The sequence below is a fragment of the Halotalea alkalilenta genome (assembly GCF_001648175.1).
Classification (GTDB): domain Bacteria; phylum Pseudomonadota; class Gammaproteobacteria; order Pseudomonadales; family Halomonadaceae; genus Halotalea; species Halotalea alkalilenta_A.
In genome coordinates this window covers 1,348,328-1,367,363 of record NZ_CP015243.1, presented here as the reverse complement: position 1 = coordinate 1,367,363, position 19,036 = coordinate 1,348,328, and the positions used below count along the sequence as shown (strand labels likewise).

At 64.4% G+C, this 19,036-nt stretch carries 16 protein-coding genes; 7 read left to right on the top strand and 9 right to left on the bottom strand.

Going from position 1 to position 19,036, the window contains the following annotated elements:
• Window positions 1–16 precede the first annotated feature (16 nt).
• The 4 genes from A5892_RS05995 to A5892_RS05980 all read left to right on the top strand — a co-directional run bounded on the left by A5892_RS05995 (window position 17) and on the right by A5892_RS05980 (window position 3,805).
• Window positions 17–742: an ABC transporter permease gene (locus A5892_RS05995; protein ID WP_064122028.1), complete on the top strand. Its 726-nt coding sequence runs from the start codon at window positions 17–19 to the stop codon at window positions 740–742.
• Entirely contained in the window at window positions 742–1,470 is a 729-nt protein-coding gene (locus tag A5892_RS05990) for an ABC transporter permease (protein WP_064122027.1), read from the top strand. The genes A5892_RS05995 and A5892_RS05990 overlap by 1 nt, the downstream gene beginning before the upstream one ends.
• Before the next feature lie 341 nt (window positions 1,471–1,811).
• Entirely contained in the window at window positions 1,812–2,591 is a 780-nt protein-coding gene (locus A5892_RS05985) for a transporter substrate-binding domain-containing protein (RefSeq protein ID WP_064122026.1), read from the top strand.
• An 83-nt stretch (window positions 2,592–2,674) separates the two neighbouring features.
• Window positions 2,675–3,805: a succinylglutamate desuccinylase/aspartoacylase family protein gene (locus tag A5892_RS05980; RefSeq protein ID WP_064122025.1), complete on the top strand. Its 1,131-nt coding sequence runs from the start codon at window positions 2,675–2,677 to the stop codon at window positions 3,803–3,805.
• A 93-nt stretch (window positions 3,806–3,898) separates the two neighbouring features.
• Here A5892_RS05980 and A5892_RS05975 read toward each other — a convergent pair whose 3' ends face one another.
• The 7 genes from A5892_RS05975 to gap all read right to left on the bottom strand — a co-directional run bounded on the left by A5892_RS05975 (window position 3,899) and on the right by gap (window position 13,069).
• Window positions 3,899–4,642 carry a glutamine amidotransferase-related protein gene (locus tag A5892_RS05975; protein WP_064122024.1) on the bottom strand — a complete coding sequence of 248 codons (744 nt, stop codon included), beginning with the start codon at window positions 4,640–4,642 and terminating at the stop codon, window positions 3,899–3,901.
• 93 nt (window positions 4,643–4,735) lie between these two features.
• Window positions 4,736–6,166: an ethanolamine permease gene (gene eat, locus A5892_RS05970; protein WP_064124332.1), complete on the bottom strand. Its 1,431-nt coding sequence runs from the start codon at window positions 6,164–6,166 to the stop codon at window positions 4,736–4,738.
• A gap of 221 nt (window positions 6,167–6,387) precedes the next feature.
• The gene (locus A5892_RS05965) at window positions 6,388–8,769 is read right to left on the bottom strand and encodes a phosphoketolase family protein (RefSeq protein WP_064122023.1); all 2,382 of its coding nucleotides are present in this window, start codon (window positions 8,767–8,769) and stop codon (window positions 6,388–6,390) included.
• 75 nt (window positions 8,770–8,844) lie between these two features.
• On the bottom strand, window positions 8,845–10,062 hold the full coding sequence (locus A5892_RS05960; protein ID WP_064122022.1) for an acetate/propionate family kinase: 1,218 nt from the start codon (window positions 10,060–10,062) through the stop codon (window positions 8,845–8,847).
• A 185-nt stretch (window positions 10,063–10,247) separates the two neighbouring features.
• Window positions 10,248–10,697, bottom strand: a complete 450-nt coding sequence (copM, locus tag A5892_RS05955) for a CopM family metallochaperone (protein ID WP_064122021.1) — start codon at window positions 10,695–10,697, stop codon at window positions 10,248–10,250.
• Window positions 10,698–10,799: 102 nt separating this feature from the next.
• Window positions 10,800–11,741, bottom strand: a complete 942-nt coding sequence (locus tag A5892_RS05950) for a carbohydrate kinase family protein (protein ID WP_064122020.1) — start codon at window positions 11,739–11,741, stop codon at window positions 10,800–10,802.
• A 326-nt stretch (window positions 11,742–12,067) separates the two neighbouring features.
• Window positions 12,068–13,069: a type I glyceraldehyde-3-phosphate dehydrogenase gene (gap, locus tag A5892_RS05945; RefSeq protein ID WP_064122019.1), complete on the bottom strand. Its 1,002-nt coding sequence runs from the start codon at window positions 13,067–13,069 to the stop codon at window positions 12,068–12,070.
• A gap of 422 nt (window positions 13,070–13,491) precedes the next feature.
• Between gap and glk the strand changes: the two genes are divergently transcribed.
• From glk to A5892_RS05930, 3 genes are all read left to right on the top strand, one after another.
• Window positions 13,492–14,451, top strand: a complete 960-nt coding sequence (gene glk / locus A5892_RS05940; protein WP_064122018.1) for a glucokinase — start codon at window positions 13,492–13,494, stop codon at window positions 14,449–14,451.
• Entirely contained in the window at window positions 14,451–15,341 is an 891-nt protein-coding gene (locus A5892_RS05935; protein WP_064122017.1) for a D-hexose-6-phosphate mutarotase, read from the top strand. The genes glk and A5892_RS05935 overlap by 1 nt, the downstream gene beginning before the upstream one ends.
• 62 nt (window positions 15,342–15,403) lie before the next feature.
• Window positions 15,404–16,300 (top strand): aldo/keto reductase, encoded by an 897-nt coding sequence (locus A5892_RS05930; RefSeq protein ID WP_223302803.1) that lies wholly within the window; start codon window positions 15,404–15,406, stop codon window positions 16,298–16,300.
• 410 nt (window positions 16,301–16,710) lie between these two features.
• Here the strand turns inward: A5892_RS05930 and pgl are convergent, their stop codons facing one another.
• Both pgl and zwf read right to left on the bottom strand, forming a co-directional pair.
• Window positions 16,711–17,385 (bottom strand): 6-phosphogluconolactonase, encoded by a 675-nt coding sequence (pgl, locus tag A5892_RS05925; protein WP_064122016.1) that lies wholly within the window; start codon window positions 17,383–17,385, stop codon window positions 16,711–16,713.
• A gap of 1 nt (window position 17,386) precedes the next feature.
• The gene (zwf, locus tag A5892_RS05920) at window positions 17,387–18,862 is read right to left on the bottom strand and encodes a glucose-6-phosphate dehydrogenase (RefSeq protein ID WP_064122015.1); all 1,476 of its coding nucleotides are present in this window, start codon (window positions 18,860–18,862) and stop codon (window positions 17,387–17,389) included.
• Between the last annotated feature and the right edge of the window lie 174 nt (window positions 18,863–19,036).

Below are 19,036 nucleotides of genomic sequence, written 5' to 3'. Positions count from 1 at the left end.
CCCGCGGAGAACCCCCATGGATCTTGCCTGGCTCGACTTCCAGGGCTACGGCCCACGCCTCATCGAGGGCGGCTGGCTGACCCTCCGGGTCGCGGTGCTTTCGATGGTAATCGCACTGCTGCTCGGCATGCTCACCGCCAGCGCCAAGCTCTCCTCGTCGGCGCTGCTCAAGGGCGTGGCGACCTTCTACACCACGGTGATTCGAGGCGTGCCCGACCTGGTGCTGATGATGCTGCTGTTCTATGGCGGCCAGATCGGCGTCAACATGTTCACCGACTACCTCTATGATGCCACCGATGGGCGAATCGACTGGTTCATCGACGTCGATGCCTTCACCGCCGGGGTCATCACCATCGGCTTCATCTTCGGCGCCTACATGGCGGAGACCTTCCGTGGCGCCTTCATGGCGGTCGATGCGGGGCAGATGGAGGCCGCGCGGGCCTATGGCATGAGCCCGCTGAAAGCGTTCCAGCGGGTGCGCTTCCCGCTGATGATGCGCCACGCGCTGCCCGGGCTCGGTAACAACTGGATGGTGCTTTTGAAGACCACCGCACTGGTCTCGATCATCGGCCTCACCGATATGGTCCGGGTCGCCGACGAAGCGACCAAGGCCACCCACCAGCCATTTTTGTTCCTGCTCCCGGTGGCGCTCGGCTATCTCGCCATTGCCAGCCTCTCCGAGCTGCTGTTCCAGTGGCTGACCCGTCGCTACAGCGTCGGCTTCACGGAGGCCAACGACTGATGGAACAGCTCACTCAAACGATCACCGACCTGCTCAACGGCAACGCGATCTTCACCGTCAACACCCTGAACATCTACTGGGACGGGATGGTCAACACGGTCCAGCTGGTGTTCGTCTCGCTGTTGATCGGGCTGCTGCTGGCGGTACCGCTGTCGATACTGCGCGGCTCCCGTTTCGCCATCATCAAGTGGCCGATCTGGTGCTACACCTACGTGTTCCGCGCCACGCCTTTACTGATCCAGCTCTACCTCGCCTACTACGGCTTCGCCTTCGTTCCCGGAGTGCGCGACACCTGGATCTGGTTCTTCGTCCAGGACCCGCTCTATCCGGCGCTGTTCGCCTTCACCCTCAATACCGCCGCCTACACCACCGAAATCTTCCACGGCGCGATCAGGTCGACACCGCGCGGTGAAGTCGAGGCCGCGCGGGCCTATGGCATGTCGCGCGCCCTGACCATCCGTCGCATCGTGCTGCCGAGCGCGTTTCGCCGCGCGCTTCCGGCCTATGGCAACGAAGTGATCTTCATGCTCCACGCCAGCGCGATCGCAAGCGTGGTGACGATCATGGACCTGACCGGTGCGGCCTACTATGTCTACGCACGCTTCTACGCCCCGTTCACCGCCTTCATCTTCGTCGCGCTGCTCTACATGGTGCTGAGCTTCGGGATCCAGGGCATCTTCCGCGGTCTCGAGCGCCGGCTGCTCGCCCACTTGAGACCCGCCGGATGATCGCCCTGTCCCGCGGGCCGTTCGCCGACCGCGCGTCTACCGCCGGTGAAGGGAGTTCGGCATCGACCCGGGCAGCGAGCGGTGCGTACGCGCTTAGGTCGAGCAAGGCGGGTACTGTTCTTCGACCCCTATTAGAATATCCTCAGCGTCTGGATCGTCCGCGCGACGGGGCGCTGGCCGGAAAAATCAACCAGGCCACAGGGGCTGAACGCCGACGGTACCTTCAAGGCATTGATGGAACGCTATTTCGACTACGATCTATCGGTGAATGCCGAGGATTGAATCGACCCACCGCGTGCTCCGGCACCCGATCCATGAGTTGAAGACGAGAGAACAACCCGATGAAGAGAATCGTCACCGCAGCGCTCTTCGGCGCCAGTCTCACCCTCGCCGTCGGCGCGCATGCCCAAGGCCGTGATTACCAGAGCATCCGCATCGGTGTGGACGTACCCTATGAACCGATGGAGTACCGCAACCCCGATGGTTCGCTGACCGGCTTCGACATCGAGCTCGGCGACGCGCTGTGCGAACGCGCCGAGCTCCAGTGCGAGTGGGTGGTCCAGGCCTGGGACGGGATCATTCCCGGCCTGCTGTCACGCAGGTTCGACGCGATCATGTCGTCGATGACGATCAATGAAGAGCGCCGTCAGCAGGTACTGTTCTCCGAGCCCTACATCTCGCCACCGTCGGCCTGGTTCGCACCGAGCAGCGAAGGCTTCACCAGCGCCGACGCACAGACGCTCAAGGGCAAGACGATCGGCGTGCAGCGCGGTACGCTGCAGGACAACTACGTCACGGATCTCTACGGCAGCGAAGCGCAAATCCGCCGCTACGCCACCGCTGATGACCTGGTGATCGACATGAGCGCCGGACGTATCGACATCGCCTTCCTCGATTTCCCGATCGGCAAGACCACCATGCTCGACGCAGACCAGGGCGACTACGTGGTGGTCGGCGATATGATCGATGAACCCAAGGAGTACTTCGGCGACGGTTTCGGCATCGCTTTCCGTCCCCGCGACGAGGCGCTCGCCGAGCGTTTCAACCAGGCCCTCGCTGAGGTCCGGGAAGATGGCACCTACCAGAGCCTCTACGACAAGTACTTCGGCGTCGAAGAGTAAACCCTTCCGCTCGATCCTCGTCGGCGCCGCCCCCTTGGGCGGCGCCTTCGCGTATAGCGCAATCGCCACTTAGGACTTCACTCGTGGAACACCAAAGCCACCCGCTGCTCTCCCCGGCGCCCGGCACCGAACGCCGGATCGAAAGCTTCCATTTCGGCCCGGCCGACGCCGAGCGTTCGCTCTACGTCCAAGCCTCGCTGCACGCAGATGAACTGCCGGGAATGCTGGTGGCGTGGAAGCTCAAGCAGCGCTTCGAGGCGCTCGAGGCCGAGGGCGGGCTGCGCGCGCGCGTCACCCTGGTACCGGTGGCCAATCCGAACGGGCTCGACCAGCAGCTGATGGATACTCCGCTCGGCCGTTACGACTTCGAGAGCGTAAGCAACTTCAACCGCCGCTTCGTCGACGTTTTCGAGACGATCGCGACGGAGCTGGAACCAGATGCGGGCACCGTACTGAGCGACGAACCGCAGGCCAACTGCCGCGAGATCCGTCGGCGTTTTCGCCAGGCGCTCGAGGCGCTCACCCCGCGCAGCGCCTTCGAGTCGACCCACCTGGTGCTGCAACGCCTCGCCTGCGGGGCGGACTACGTGCTCGACCTGCACTGCGACTTCAACGCCGTCGAGCACCTCTACACCACGCCCGCCGCCTGGCCGACCTTCGAACCCTTCGCCCGCTACTTCGGATCGAAAGCGAGCCTGCTCGCCACCGACTCGGGCGGCGCCTCGTTCGATGAATGCTTCACCCTGGTCTGGGAGCGGCTGCGCCAGCATTTCGGCGATCGCTACCCGATTCCCTATGGCAGCGAATCGATCACCATAGAGCTACGCGGCCAGCAGGACGTCTATCACCCGCTCGCCGATCGCGACGCCCAGGCGATCATCGACTGGATGACCCACGCAGGGCTCATCGAAGGCCAGGCCCCGGCACTGCCGGCACTGCCCTACCCCGCGACCCCGCTCGAGGCGATGGACTTCGTCCACGCCCCGATCGGAGGCCTTTTGGTGTTCGCCGTCGAGCCCGGCACCCTGGTCGATGCAGGCGATCTGATCGCCGAGGTGATCGACCCGCTGACCGATCGAGTCGCCGAGGTCCGCGCGCCCCAGGCAGGGATGCTCTACGCCCGCAGCCAGCGCCGGATGGCGACCGCCGGCATGATCGTCGCCGACATCGCAGGCCACCAGCGCCATCGCAGCGGCTACCTGCTCGCACCCTGAACCAGCGGCGCCTTCGCACCCGGCCGATGAAAGGATAAAGCCCGCCCCCGACTGCCGGGGCGGGCTTTGCCGTCGTCACATTGGCGGTATCGCTCAGGCAGAGCGCACCAGGGCATAGCTCTGCGCCTCAGCGAGCGCGTGGTAGTAGAAATCGACCATCCAACGCGCCATCAGCGCGTCATCGGTCTGCGCCTCGAGCGAAGCGACACCTTCGCGCAGCCGAATCGGGCATAGCACGCTGTCGCGCAGTTTCATCAGGTCGCGGCTCAGCGCGCGGGAGAACTCGGGATGCCCCTGGATACCGAGGAAGCGTTCACGATACTCGACCACGTAGTTCGGGCAAAAAGCGCTCTCGGCGATCACTTCGCCGACCGGCGGCAACTCGATCACCTGGTCCTGATGGCTGACCACCAGGCCGAGGCGCTCCTGCCAGGGCGACATCCAGCGCCGCTGCTTGACCACCTGGTTGAACGACACCCCGAGCCCCCAGCCCTTGTGGCTTCTCTCGACCACGCCCCCGAGCGCCTTGCAGATCAGCTGGTGACCGAAGCAGATACCGATCAGCGGACGGCGGGAGTCCCACAGCAGGCAGACGAAATCGACCAGCTCAGCGATCCAGGGATGCGCTTCGTAGACGCTCGCCTTGCTGCCGGAGATCAACCAGACGTCGGCAGCCAGCAGGTCCTCCGGCAGCTCGCCCTCATGCACCCGCCAGACCTCGATGGTGGCGTTGGGCTCGGCCGAGCGCAGCAGCCGCTCGTAGAGCTCGGGATAGTTACCGTAGGTTTGTCGCAGCGAAGGCGCCAAATCATCGCACTGCAGCAGTCCAATTTTCATCGCTCGTCCTCCGCCCACCATCTGTCGACAAACCAAAGGGATGCCAACGCTCGTTGTAGTGTCCTGAATCGAAAATCATGATCCAAACCCAGCTCAGCCCAGTTCCGCCTCGGCGCGCTTGATCGCGGCGAACTCCTCCTCGGGCGCCTGGGCAACCAGCCGCTTCCTGCTGTAGAAGCCGAAGTAGGCGAGCATCAGCGCGTAGAATGCCGCCGACCACAGCGCCGCCTGGAGGCTGACCAGGAAGGTCGAGACGAACGCGACCAGCGCCAGCACCAGCGCCACGGCAGAGGTGAGACACCCACCCGGGGTGCGGTATGGCCGAGGCAGATCGGGCTCGCGCGAGCGCAACAGCAGGTGGGAGAGCGTCATCATCGCATAAGAGATGGTTGCGCCGAACACCGCCATGGTGATCATCAGGTCTCCTTGGCCGGTGAGCGAGAGCAAGAAGCCGATGATGCCCGGCACCACCAGCGCGAGCGTCGGTGCGCGGCGGGCATTGGTCACCGACAGCCAGCGCGGCAGATAGCCCGCCCGGGAAAGCGCGAAGACCTGGCGCGAATAGCCGAAGATGATCGAGAAGAACGAAGCGATCAGCCCGGCGAGGCCGACCACGTTGACCAGCCCGGCGATCCAGTTGCCCGGTCCGTAGGCGGCGTTGAGGGCATCGACCAAGGGAGCGGCGCTCTCGCTCATCAGCTGCGCCCCGGCACCGCCCGGGGCGAGCAGCAGCACGCAGGCTGCGAACACCAGCAGCACCATCATCGCCACGATGATTCCGCGAGGCATGTCGCGCCCCGGATCCCGCGACTCCTCGGCGGCCAGCGGCACCCCTTCGACGGCGAGGAAAAACCAGATCGCGAACGGCAGGCAGGCCCAGATGCCGAAGTAGCCATGGGGCAGGAAGGACGAGGCGCCGAATCCTTCGCCGGCAGGTATGTCGAACAGGTTGTCGACATCGAAATAGGGAATCATCGCCAGCACGAAGATCACGATCGCGACGGCGGCGATCCCGGTGATCACCAGCAGGATCTTCAGCGCCTCACCGGTGCCCCACAGGTGCAGGCCGATGAAGGCCAGGTAGAACAGCGCATAGACCACCGGGCCGTCGATGCCGATCAGGCTCGAGAGATAGCCACCGATGAAGATCACGATCGCGGCCGGGGCGATCGCGTACTCGAGCAGGATCGCGGTGCCGGTGATGTAGCCGCCCCAGGGACCGAGGGCACGGCGGGCGAAGCTGTAGCCGCCGCCGGCGTTGGGCAGGCAGGCGGAGAGCTCGGCGAGGGCGAAGACCATGCAGGTGTACATCAGCCCCATCAGCAGGGTGGCGACCAAGAGGCCACCGAAGCCCCCAGCGGCGAGACCGAGGTTCCAACCGGCGAAGTCGCCGGAAATCACGTAGGAGACGCCGAGCGTGGCGAGCAGCATCCAGCCCGCCGCGCCTCGCTTGAGCGAACGGCGCGCAAGATAATCGTTACCGACGGATTCGTAGTCCACTGTCGAGGAGACAGGCTTGCTCATGGTGGTGGGCGTCCCGATCATTGTCATTGGGGAATCGATGCGACCCACGGCTCGAGGTTGTTCGATCGATATCTTAATTCAAGACTAAGGTCGCATACCCCATCATGCCAACTCCCCGGCGAATTGGCGACACCCTCCTTCAACATCGTCCCCGCGGCACGCTCGAACGAAGACACCGTGCCCTTTCGAGCACGGTGTCAGGGCACGGCGTCCTGGCTACCTCAGCCCTTGCCTCCCGACCAGCGCCACTCGGTGATCTCCGGCAGATCGTCGAAGTGCTCGCGCGTATAGCGTTGGTGCTCGTCGAGCAGATTCTCGAGGTAGCCGATGAAAGCCGACGCTTTCTCGAGTCTGTCAGGCACGTAGCGCAGCACATCGAGACAGAGGTGGATACGGCTGATGCGGTTGAGCACCACCATGTCGAAGGGGGTAGTAGTGGTGCCCTCCTCCTGGTAGCCGCGCACGTGGAAGCGCTCGGTGCTGGCACGGCCGTGGAGCAGTTGGTGGACCACGCCGGGATAGCCGTGGAAGGTGAAAAGCACAGGCTTGCTGGTGGTGAACAGGGCGTTGAACTTCTCCTGGCTGGCACCGTGGGGGTGACGATCGCTCGGCGGCAGCATCATCAGGTCGACGACGTTGACCATGCGTATCTTGAGCTCCGGCAGGTGCTGGAGCAGCAGGTCGATCGCCGCCAGCGTCTCCTGGGTCGGGATGTCTCCCGCGCAGGCCATGACGATGTCGGGCTCCTCTCCCTCGACTTCGTTACCGGCCCACGCCCAGATGCTCGCCCCGGCGGCGCAGTGCGCGCTGGCCTCCTCGGCGTTCAGGTACTGCATCTGCGGCTGCTTGTCGATCACGATCGCGTTGAGATAGTTGACGCTGTTGAGACAATGATCGGCCACTGAAAGCAGGCAGTTGGCATCGGGCGGCAGGTAGATCCTCACTACTTCGGGGCGCTTGCTGATCAGGCTGTCGATGAAACCTGGGCCCTGGTGGCTGAAGCCGTTGTGATCATTGCGCCAGCAGGTCGAGGTCAGCAGGTAGTTGAGCGAGGGGATCGGCGCACGCCAGGGTACGTCGCAAGCATGCTCGAGCCACTTGGCATGCTGTATCGCCATCGAATCGATGATCGTCGCGAACGCCTCATAAGTGGCGAATATCCCATGACGACCGGTAAGCACGTAGCCCTCGAGCCAGCCGTGGCAGTTGTGCTCGCTGAGTACCTCCATCACCCGCCCCTGGTGGGAAACGTAATCGTCGTAGTCGTAAATGGTGCTGACCAGGCAGCGATCGCTGGCTTCGAACACCGCGCCCAGGCGATTGGAATTGGTCTCGTCGGGGCAGAAGAGCCTGAAGCTGTGCGGGTTGTCGAGATAAACGTCGCGCAGCATGCCGCCGAGTACCCGGGTCGATTCATGCCGCTCGCGGGCGCGATTAGCGTCGTCGATCTTGAGGGTGTAGCTGCGCCAGTCGCGCAGCACCAGCGGTTCACGCAGCGTACCGCCGTTGGCGTGGGGGTTGCTGCCCATCCGCCGGTTGCCCTCGGGGGCGAGTTCGAGCAGCTCGGCGACCGGCTGGCCTTGTTGACCGAACAGCTCCTCGGGGCGATAGCTCTTCAGCCACTCCTCGAGCTGACGCAGATGCTCGGGGTGATCGCGCAGCCCGGAAAGCGGCACCTGGTGGGAGCGGAAGGTGCCCTCGACCTGCTTGCCATCCACCTCGCTAGGACCGGTCCAGCCTTTTGGAGTGCGCAGCACGATCATCGGCCACTCGGGGCGCGTATCGAAACCCTCGCTTCTCGCCCGCTGCCGGATCTCGAGGATATCGACCACCGCCTGCTCGAGCACCTCGGCCATTTGCTGGTGCACCGCCATCGGGTCGTCCCCCTCGACGAAGCGTGGCGAATAGCCGTGCCCTTCGAAGTACTTGGTCAGGCGCTCGTCATCCTCACGACCGAGCACGGTGGGACCTGCGATCTTGTAGCCGTTGAGGTGGAGGATCGGCAATACCGCCCCGTCGCGGGTGGGGTTGACGAACTTATTGCCTTTCCACGAGCCTTCGAGCGGACCGGTCTCGGCCTCGCCATCACCCACCACGGCGATCGCGATCAGATCAGGATTGTCGAATACCGCACCATAGGCGTGGGTCAGCACATAGCCGAGCTCGCCCCCTTCGTGGATCGAGCCGGGGGTCGGTACGCTGACGTGGCTGGGGATGCCGCCGGGCGTGGAGAACTGCCGGAACAGCCGGCGCATCCCGGTACGGTCGCGGGTCACTTCGGGGAAGTGCTCGGTGTAGCTGTTCTCGAGCCAGACGTTGGCGAGCAGCGCCGGGCCGCCGTGACCGGGCCCGGTGAGATAGAGGGCGTCCAGATCGTAGGCCTTGATCAACCGGTTGGCGTGGACGTAGATCAAGTTGAGCCCCGGCGACGTTCCCCAGTGTCCGAGCAGTCGCGGCTTGATGTCGTCGAGCTCGAGCGGCCGCTCGAGCAGCGGGTTGTCCTTCAGGTAGATCTGGCCGACGGTCAGGTAGTTGGCAGCGCGCCACCAGGCATCCAGGCGTTCGAGCTGCTCTTGATCGAGCGGTTGACGAGTTACTGCCATGCGCGAATCTCCTCTTGCGGGGTTCGTCGATGATCCACCGATCGTACGCCGCTTACGGCGCCGGCCTGATGGCGTTCAGTGCTCTGATTGGCGCTCACGCCACAATCGCCAGACGTGCTCGGCGAGCATTCCCTCCTCATCGGTGGGCAGTACCCGGACCTCGAACCGGCTGGCGGTGCTCGAGATCAAACGCGGGCGTTCGGCGCCATTGGCTGCGGGGTCGAGTTCGACCCCGAACAGCGGCGCCAGCAGGGCGCAGACCCGCGCCCTGATCTGCGCGGCGTGCTCGCCGATGCCACCGGTGAAGATCAGCCCCTCCAGCCCACCGAGGGCGACTGCCATCCGCGCGCACCCTTCGGCGATACGGGCGACGAAAAAATCGACCGCCAGCCGAGCGCGCGGCTCGTCGCTCTCGAGCAGCTCCTGCATGTCATTGGAGATACCGGAAAGCCCCTTGAGCCCGGATTCGTAGTAGAGCAGCCGGCGCAGCTCGTCGAGCGGCATACCGCGCCCGAGCAGATATAGCAGGATACCGGGATCGAGCGAACCACTGCGCGTCCCCATCGGCAAACCATCGAGCGGCGTCAGGCTCATGGTGGTATCCACGCTCTTGCCTCGATGCAGCGCGCAGAGACTCGCGCCATTGCCTAAGTGGGCGACGACCAGCCGACGCTCGGCGAGCGCCGGCGCCTCCTCGACCAGCGCCTTGGCGATGTACTCGTAGGAAAGACCGTGGAAGCCGAAGCGGCGAATGCCATGTTCGAAATACTCGTACGGCAGGCCGGTGAGCTGGGAGAGCGGGTCGCGATGAAAGTGAAAGGAGGTGTCGAAGCCAGCGACCTGGAGCACGTCGGGAGCGATCCTCTCCACCGCCTCGATCCCCGCCAGGGCGTGGGGCTGGTGCAAAGGCGCGAGCACGGTCAAGGACTCGATCTCGCGTTTGACCGACTCGTCGATCACCACCGGTGCATCGAAACGGGTGCCACCGTGCACCACCCGATGGCCGACCGCCACTGGAGAGAAACCTTCGAGCCGCTCCTTCACCGCCTCGCGGAGCTTGGCGTAGGCCGCGCCGTGGTCGGGTACCTCGTCGGCACCGAAATGCTCGTCGAGCAGAAGTTCGCCGCCGGCCGATTCGAGTTTCATTTTCGGCTGGTGGCCGCCGATGTCCTCCAGCTGTCCATGGGTGTGCAGCCGCGGTGGCTCATCGTCCCCGACCGAGAAGATCGAAAGCTTGATGCTCGAAGATCCAGCGTTGACCACGATGATCACCGGGTGGCTGGGGTTGCCCATGTGCACCTCTCCTTCGGCTGGAAACCTAAGTCGAATCGGCGCGTCAGTGTCGATACGTCCTACTTCATGGTTAGTCGAGCCGCCCCTGAGGGTCAAAGCCTTGGGGCGTGACCTAGCGTCGCAGTGGCCCAAACGCGAAGACGCCGCCCGGGGTGGGGCGGCGTACGTCGAGCGATGCCGGATGCTCAGTCAGCGTCGTGCTGCTCGAGCCACCGCTGCATCTGCTCGATCTCCCGCTGCTGGTCGCGGATCACGTTCTCGGCCAGCTGGCGCATCTCGCTATCGGTGCCGTACTCGAGCTGCACCTTGGCCATCTCGATCGCGCCCTGGTGGTGGGCGATCATCCCGCGGACGAAATCGACATCGGCATTGCCGCTGTAGTCGATGTCCATGCCCCGGTGCATCAGCTGCGCCGCCTGCTCGAAGGCCTCGGTCGACGGCGTGACGACACCCTGCGCTGCGCCATGATCGGTCAAACCATGCTCGGTCGAACCCTGGCCAGCGGTGCCATGATCCATCGAGCCGTGGCCCATCGAGCCATGATCCATCGAGCTCATCTGCGCCGTCGCCGGCAGTGCGACGCCAAAAGTGAAGCCGGCCAGGACCAGAGGGGCGATCATCTTAGCTGACAGCATCGAAGCCTCCTTGCGGCGTTGGGTAGCATCCAGCGACGCGGTGTTGAACGAGAGCCTGCATCTTAAAACCTCCATCCCACACGCAGGTCAACACTCAAACCTTCAGCTCGCTGCCAGCTCCGCACGTCGCGGCAGATCCGGCCCGCGCCGGGTGCAGGTGATCCCCGCCGCAGCGTTGGCGAAGGCCACCATGCGCTCGATCTCGCTGCGTTCGAGGCCCGCCACACCCTCGCGGTTCGCCTTGCCCTGCTCGTCGAGCCAGCAGAGCATCGCCGCCTGGAAGGTATCCCCCGCCCCCACCGCGTCGACCACCTCGACCGGCTGGGTACCGAGGGTATAGCGCTCCTCGCGGGTGAACACGCTCACTCCCCTCTCGCCGCGGGTGACCAGTACCAGCGAGGTGCGCGCGGCGAGCCAGCGACGCACCACCTGCTCGCCATCGGGATCGTCGTAGAGCGAGATCAAATCCTCTTCGCTGACCTTGATCAGATCGGCACGTAGGGCGAAGTAGCCAATCTGCTCGCGCCAGCGGTCGAGATCGGGCTCGATCTTCAACCGCACGTTCGGGTCGAGGCTCACCAGTCGCTCCGCCCCCTCTTTCTCGATCAGCGCGCCCAGGGTCTCGGCGGTGGGAGAGACCACCAGCGAGTAGGAACCGACGTGGATCGCCGAGACATCGTCGGTGAGCTCGGGTAGGTGGCGCAGAGTGAGCGCACGATCGGCGCCGTGCTGGTGATAGAAGGCGTACTGGGGCGAACCGCTCGGAGAAAGCGCCACCATCGCAAGCGTCGTGGCATCGTCGAGACGCACCAGATAGCGGGTGTCGACCCCCTCGTGCTCGAGCACCTTGCATAGCCTCTGGCCGAGGAAATCGGTCGACATCCCAGTGAGCAGCGCCGCATCGCGCTCGAGCCGGGCCAGACCAACGGCGACGTTGAACGGCGATCCTCCCGCCACTGCCTCGAAGGCCACCCGCGCGGCGGAGTCATCGACGTCGGGTTGGGCGAAGAAGTCGAACAGCGCTTCACCGCAGATCAAGAACATGCTGTCTCCTCAGGGCGTTGGGTCGGTGCGCTCGAACCTCGCGCTATGGTTGGGTGCCGCCGATCGACGGCCGCAGGCTGAAACGATCCAGCCAGGCCACATCATACGCCACCGAGCGGATGCGATCCTCGCACACCCCTGGCTTGGCGTCGCATCGGCGGAACATGGCGTTCCCCGGTGCGGACAGGATATGGATTTGGCTCGAGCAGCAGCTGCGCTACTTTGGTCCAAAGTCTGGTCGAGTACCGATCCGACAAAGCCAGTACCGAGCCGACAACGAAAGACCCCGCCGAAGCAGGGTCCTCGTGTGCTCTGGACGGCTCGAATCAGAGGAATTTCTGCATCGCAAGCGCGGTGTCGCACATGCGGTTGGAGAAACCCCATTCGTTGTCGTACCAAGCGAGCACCTTGACCAGCTTGCCCGAAACGCGGGTGTGGTTCTTGTCGAAGATCGACGAGTAGGGATTGTGGTTGAAGTCCACCGATACCAGCGGCTTCTGGTTGGTCGACAGCACCTTGGAGCCTTCCGCGGCCTTGTCGACCAGCGCATGGATCTCTTCTTTGCTGGTCTCGCGCGAAGCGGTGAAGGTCAGGTCGACCACCGAGACGTTGATCGTCGGCACACGCATCGAGAAACCGTCGAGGCGCCCCTTGAGCTCCGGAAGAACCAGGCCCACCGCGGAGGCGGCGCCGGTCTTGGTCGGAATCATCGAGTGGGTGGCGCTACGCGCGCGGAAGGGGTCTTTGTGGTAGACGTCGCAGAGGTTCTGGTCGTTGGTGTACGAGTGGATGGTGGTCATCAACCCGTTCTCGATGCCGATCGCATCGTTGAGCAGCTTGGCCACCGGCGCCAGGCAGTTGGTGGTGCACGAAGCGTTGGAAACCACCGCATGCTCGGCGGTGAGCTTGTCGTCGTTGACCCCGAACACCACGGTGAGGTCTGCATCCGCGCTCGGCCCGGAGATCAGCACCCGCTTGGCCCCGGCCTCGATATGCTTGGCGGCGTCGGCGCGCTTGGTGAAGAAACCGGTGCATTCCATCACCAGGTCGACATTGAGCTGCTGCCACGGCAGCTTGGCCGGGTCACGCTCGGCGAAGATCGCGATCTTGTCACCGGCGACGCTGATCGATTCACCGTCGTGCTCGACACCGACCGCGAAGTGGCCGTGGGTGGTATCGTATTCGAGCAGGTGGGCGTTGAGCGCCGAATCCCCGAGATCGTTGATCGCCACGACCTCGATCTTATCGCGATAGCCGTTCTCGTAGAGCGCGCGCAGCGTATTGCGCCCAATGCGGCCGAAACCATTGATGGCGACTCGTAAAGTCATCGCTTCCTCCTTGGACAGATTGTCGGTAGATCGACGATCGTGCCCCCTGGTATCGGGGGGCGACTGGATTTTTGGATGTTCGGTCGATACGCCAGTGGAAGCCTATCCTGCGTCCTCGGACCTGAGTCTTTAGGATAGTTCACCCGGCGGCGGCGCACTCGGTGGAAGGCCTGCTCCCCGCACATCGTTGTTGCTAAATTTACGCACATTACCGCCCATCAGGTCGATAGAAATGTTGCGGATATAGCCGAAGGGAGGGCACCATTCGCGCATTTACTACGCCGCGCCGCGCCCGCTGTCACGGAGCAAGACAGCAGCCGGGACGAGCGCGACCATCGCGATGGTGGAGCACGGATCGCTTCCGCTACTATGTGACGAATAACCACGCCCGCGGCGCTACGCGGGCAAACGGAGAAATCCCGATGACACGACCGGCCCTGGTGGGAGATATCGGCGGCACCAATGCTCGCTTCGCGCTGGTGACGCCTGGCGAATTCGACCTGAGCAACATCCAGGCCCTCAAATGCGCCGACTATCCTTCCCTATCGGATGCCGTTCGTACCTATCTCGATGGAATCGAAGGTCCGGCACCGAAGGAGGCATGCCTCGCCTTCGCCTGCCCCGTCCACAAGGACGTGGTGAAGATGACCAACAATCCGTGGAGCTTCAGCAAGTCTGCTTTCAAGCGCGAGTTCGAGCTCGACAACTTCAAGGCGATCAACGACTTCACCGCCATGGCGCTGGGGCTGCCGCATATTCGGCCCGATGATCTCCACCAACTGGGGCAAGGCAGCAGCGCCGAAGGCTGCGCCAGACTGGTGATGGGCCCCGGCACCGGGCTCGGCGTCGCCGGGCTCGCGCCGAGCCAGAGGTTCTGGATCCCGCTCAGCGCCGAGGGCGGCCACGCAAGCTTCGCGCCCACCGACGATTTCGAGATGAAACTGCTCGAGTGGTTCCGCGCTCGCTACGACAGGGTCTCGATCGAACGCATGCTGTGCGGCCAGGGCCTGGTCGATCTTTACCACGCCCATGCGGAATTCGACGGCCTCGAACCACACCTTTCGACCCCGGCCGAGGTCACCGGCGCGGCACTCGAGGGCGACCCCCTGGCGCTCGAGACGGTGATGCGCTTCTGCCGCATCCTCGGCCACGTCGCCGGCGACATCGCGCTGACCCTCGGCGCACGCGGCGGGGTCTACCTATGCGGTGGTATCCTGCCGCGCATCTTGGCGCTGCTCGATCGCAGCGATTTCCGCGAAGCCTTCGCCGACAAGGGCCGGATGGGCTACTACACTGCCGAGATCGCCACCTGGGTGGTCACGGCGAAATGGACCGGGCTGCTCGGCGCCGCCGAAGCGCTGCACAACGAAGAGGTCGCCTGATGACCGCATCCGCTGCTTCCGGGCAGGCACTGCCCTCGGCTCTCGCCACGCTGCTGGCCGCCACCAACGGCCGACACGAGGCCGAATGGGAAGGACGCAGCGTGGTATTGATCAACCAGGCCTGGGGTTCGCTGATACTCTCGCTCCAAGGCGCCCAGCTGCTTCACTTCGCGCCCCACGGTCAGGCACCCTGGCTGTGGACCAGCTCGGTGCCGAAACCCGTGCCGGCGGCGATCCGCGGCGGCATTCCGCTGTGCTGGCCCTGGTTCGCCGACCGTGAGGATGGCCAAGGTCCCGCGCACGGCTACGCGCGCACCGCGAACTGGCGCCTCGATGCCTGCGAGGAAGAGGCCGAGGGCGTCGAGCTGCATCTTTCGCCGGTGGAAGCGCTCGATCCGCAGCTCTCCCCCCGCGTGGTGATCCAGGCCAACGCCCAGCGCCTGCGCATCGAGTTGATCACCGAGCATCGCGGCGACACACCGGTCAAGTTCACCCAGGCGCTGCACAGCTACTTCGCCGTCGCCAATGCCCATACCTGCCGCGTCGAAGGGCTCGCCGGCGCTACCTATCTCGATAAGCTGCGCGGCATGCGCGAGTTCGAGCAGGCGGGGGAACTTGCGATCCGCGGCGAGCTTGATCGCATCTATCACTCCAACCGCTCGCTGGTGCTGGTCGATCCGCGGACGAACGGCGAGCGCCGGCTGTCGATCGCCAAGGAGGGCAGCGATTCGAGCGTGATCTGGCATCCTGGCGACAAACCGCCCGGAGATGTCGCCGAGGCCGAGCTGCTCGAGTTCCTCTGCGTCGAAGCGGCCTGCACCCGCCTCGACCCGATCTGGCTCGCCCCTGGCGGCCAGCACCTGCTGGCCCAGCAGATCACCCTGCTCTGACCGCTCAGCCGTGGGTATCATCACCCGCGGCTTTTCCACTTCCTCCTTCATGGACGTCCCGCGTGTCTGAACTCCCGATCATCGACAGCCCTTTCGTGCTCGGCATGCGCAACCTGCACCAGCATCCCCGGCTCGCCTCGCCCGAAGCCTTCGCCAGTTGGCTCGAGGCCCGCGTCGACGAAGGATTGCACTGGTTCGACCATGCCGACATCTACGGCGATGGTGACCAGAACGGCGACACGGAGCGGCACTTCGGCGCGGCGCTTTCATTGCGCCCGGGGCTTCGCGACAAGGTGCGCATCATCACCAAAACCTGCATCGTGCCCGCCGCCCGCGACCGATCGCCCTTCCAGGTCAAGCACTACGACAGCTCACCCGGCTACCTGGCCCAGGCGATCGACTCAGCCCTGCAACGGCTAGGCGTGGACCGCATCGATCATCTGCTCCTCCACCGCCCCGATCCGCTGCTCGATGCCGAGCCCACCGCACACGCGCTGGAAGCAGCGATCGATGCCGGCAAGATCGGCGCGGTGGGAGTCTCCAACCACCTGCCCGCGCAGTGGCGCCGGCTGCAGGCGGTACTCGAGCACCCGCTCTCGATCAACCAGTTCGAGCTTTCGATCGCGCGCAGCGAAGCACTGTTCGACGGTCGCTGGGACGCGTCATCCCAGGACGGCATGCTGGCGCTGGCCTACTCCCCGCTGTGCGGCGGGCGGCTGTTCGAGGGCGTGCTGGTCAACCAGATGCTGCGCCAGCTCTCCGAGCAGAGCGGGGTCAGCGCCGCGGGCGTCGCTCTGGCCTGGCTGAAGCGGATTCCCAATGGCCCGGTGCCGGTGATCGGTACGCTGCGCCCGAATCGAATCCAAGCCCTGCTCGAGGATACGCGCTCGGATTTCGAGCTCGAACGTACCGCCTGGTTCGCGCTGCTGGAGTCCGCACGCGCGCATCGGGTGCTGTAGAGGCGACACCTCGGAAGACCAGATCACGAGCGGCCCGCCCGCGGGTCGCCTGTCTGCCTCGGTCGGGTCGGGCCGGGCCGGAAGAAATCGAGGGCCACCGGAATTCGGTATTTCAACCACGCCCAGGAAGGCTTGGGCATACCGATAGCGGGCATCGAACGGCAGGACGGTGGACAAAAAAAACCCGCCACGCGAAGCGGGCGGGTGGAAAAACAGCCGAGGCTGTCGAGAGAGACACTGATTCGATGCTTTTCGACCAGCACCGAACACTGAATTGCGAATGGGTATACCCATCTTAGCCGGTCGGAAATGTAGTAACAATCCTACATTAGCAGTAATCCACCGACCTGCGACAATTCACCGCAGATTGCCACACCGGCGCCCGAAACCAGCGTCCGAGCAAGAACCGCTCAGGGCGCCCAATAAAGCGACAGCGGCGCATCCATGAAGGCACGGATCGGCGCCTCGAACACTTCATCCCCAGCCAGCGCCTTGGCGAACACTGCGCGCTTCTCCGCACCGGTGAGGTGGACGAAGTGCCGCTTCGCCTGTGCCAGGCGGTGACGGCTGAAGCTGATCCGCGGCTGCGGCACGCTCGGCGCATGCACCGCGAGCAGCGCGGCCTCGGTGGTCAGCCCATCCTTCAACTGCGGGCTATCGGGAAACAGCGACGCGGTATGGCCGTCGCTGCCCATGCCGAGGATCACCACGCTCGCCGGCCAGCTGAGCCCCGCTACGCTCTTCTCGAGCGCGGCCACCCCTTCCTCAGGGGTGGCATCGGCGGTGGTCAGCGGCACGAAGCGCGCCTGGGCTGCGCGTTCACGCAGCAGGTGGCGCTTGACCAACCGGGTGTTGCTATCGTCGCTCGATTCATCGACCCAGCGCTCGTCGGCCAGCGTCACGTCGACCCGCTCCCAGTCGAGCTCAAGCGTCGACAGCGCCTCGAAGAACGCAAGCGGCGTCAAGCCCCCCGAGACGATCAAAAGCGCTCGATCCTGCTCGGCGAGATCCGCGCGAAGAGCCGCGGCGACCGCTTCAGCGAGGCTTTCCGCTAGCCGCTGTCGCGCATTGACGGAGTCACTCATCTCAATACTCCTCGAACCAGGAACGACCGTCGCGGGTGATCATCGCGATCGACGACACCGGACCCCAGGAGCCCGCCGGATAGCGCTTCGGCGGCAGTCCGCGGGATTCCCAGCCGGCGATCAGCTTGTCGACCCAGCGCCAGGAGTACTCCACCTCGTCGCGGCGTACGAACAGATATTGACGTCCCTTCATCACTTCGAGGATCAGACGTTCGTAGGCATCCGGGATGCGCGCCTTGGGGAAAGCCTTGTGGAAGTCGAGATGCAGCGGACCAGGACGCAGCCGCATGCCTTTGTCGAGGCCGGAATCCTTGGTCAGCACCTGGAGGTTGATACCCTCGTCGGGCTGCAGCCGGATGATCAGCTTGTTCGAGGCCAGACCGCGCTGGTCCGGGTCGAAGATATAGTGCGGCTGCTGGCGGAAGTGGATGACGATCTGCGACAGCTTCTCGGGCATCCGCTTACCGGTGCGCAGGTAGAACGGCACGCCGGCCCAACGCCAGTTGGAGACCTCGGTCTTGAACGCAACGAAGGTCTCGGTGCGCGAATCGACGTTGGCGCCCTCCTCCTCGAGATAGCCGGGTACCGGCTTGCCCCCGGAAGTGCCGGAGATGTACTGCCCACGCACCACGTCGGTGGCCAAGCGCTCGCCTTCGATCGGCCGCAGTGCCTTGAGCACCTTGACCTTCTCATCGCGGATGCTGTCGGCGTCGAGGTTCGACGGCGGCTCCATGGCGATCATGCAAAGCAGCTGCATCAGGTGGTTCTGGACCATGTCGCGCAGCTGGCCGGCCTGATCGAAGTAGCCCCAGCGGCCCTCGATGCCGACGGTCTCGGCGACGGTGATCTCGACGTGGGAGATCTGGCTCTGGTTCCACTGATTGCCGAACAAGGGGTTGGCGAAGCGCAGGGCGAGAAGGTTCTGCACCGTCTCCTTGCCGAGGTAGTGGTCGATGCGATAGATCTGGCGCTCGTCGAACACGCTGCCGATCGCATCGTTGATCTCGATCGAACTCTCGAGGTCGTAACCGATCGGCTTCTCGACCACCACCCGGCTCTCCTCGTCGAGGCAGCCGCCCTGCTCGAGGTTCTTGCAGATCACCCCGAACAGGCTGGCCGGCACCGACAGGTAGACGGTCAGCGGCGTGCGGCGCCCCGCCTGCCACTGGGCGATCTCGCGATAGCCCTCGACGCTGGCGAAGTCGAGCTTGAGGTAATGGAGGCGGTCGATGAAGCGGTCGACCTTCTCGTCTTCGCGCTCCTTGGCATCGACGCTCTTGTCGAGCGCTTCTCTTACCCGCTCGCGAAAGGCTTCGGCATCGATGTCCTGGCGGGCGAGGCCGAGGATTCTGGTATCGGAGGCAAGCAGTCCCCCGCGGTCGAGATGATAGAGCGCGGCATAGAGCTTGCGCAGCGCCAGATCACCGAGCGCGCCAAACAGCGCGAGATCGACGGCCGGTGTCTGTTCTACAGCCATTGCGAGCTCTCCTCGAAGTGGATGATTGGGACGACAACATTAATCATCGGGTCGACTCCTAGCAATAGACCTTTAAGTAAACTTACCACATGAAACAAGGCCTCCCCATCGCACAGACATGATAGTCATGATGAGCGCCGTGGTCGCGGCTTGCGCCATCGACTGCCCATTTGC

Excerpts from the sequence above, each read along its gene's own strand:
- A5892_RS05950 (WP_064122020.1), bottom strand. The coding sequence starts at position 11,741 with ATGTTCTTGATCTGCGGTGAAGCGCTGTTCGACTTCTTCGCCCAACCC.
- zwf (WP_064122015.1), bottom strand. The coding sequence starts at position 18,862 with ATGGCTGTAGAACAGACACCGGCCGTCGATCTCGCGCTGTTTGGCGCG.
- copM (WP_064122021.1), bottom strand. The coding sequence starts at position 10,697 with ATGCTGTCAGCTAAGATGATCGCCCCTCTGGTCCTGGCCGGCTTCACT.
- A5892_RS05960 (WP_064122022.1), bottom strand. The coding sequence starts at position 10,062 with ATGGGCAACCCCAGCCACCCGGTGATCATCGTGGTCAACGCTGGATCT.
- eat (WP_064124332.1), bottom strand. The coding sequence starts at position 6,166 with ATGAGCAAGCCTGTCTCCTCGACAGTGGACTACGAATCCGTCGGTAAC.
- gap (WP_064122019.1), bottom strand. The coding sequence starts at position 13,069 with ATGACTTTACGAGTCGCCATCAATGGTTTCGGCCGCATTGGGCGCAAT.
- pgl (WP_064122016.1), bottom strand. The coding sequence starts at position 17,385 with ATGAGTGACTCCGTCAATGCGCGACAGCGGCTAGCGGAAAGCCTCGCT.
- A5892_RS05990 (WP_064122027.1), top strand. The coding sequence starts at position 742 with ATGGAACAGCTCACTCAAACGATCACCGACCTGCTCAACGGCAACGCG.
- A5892_RS05995 (WP_064122028.1), top strand. The coding sequence starts at position 17 with ATGGATCTTGCCTGGCTCGACTTCCAGGGCTACGGCCCACGCCTCATC.
- A5892_RS05935 (WP_064122017.1), top strand. The coding sequence starts at position 14,451 with ATGACCGCATCCGCTGCTTCCGGGCAGGCACTGCCCTCGGCTCTCGCC.
- A5892_RS05975 (WP_064122024.1), bottom strand. The coding sequence starts at position 4,642 with ATGAAAATTGGACTGCTGCAGTGCGATGATTTGGCGCCTTCGCTGCGA.
- A5892_RS05985 (WP_064122026.1), top strand. The coding sequence starts at position 1,812 with ATGAAGAGAATCGTCACCGCAGCGCTCTTCGGCGCCAGTCTCACCCTC.
- glk (WP_064122018.1), top strand. The coding sequence starts at position 13,492 with ATGACACGACCGGCCCTGGTGGGAGATATCGGCGGCACCAATGCTCGC.
- A5892_RS05965 (WP_064122023.1), bottom strand. The coding sequence starts at position 8,769 with ATGGCAGTAACTCGTCAACCGCTCGATCAAGAGCAGCTCGAACGCCTG.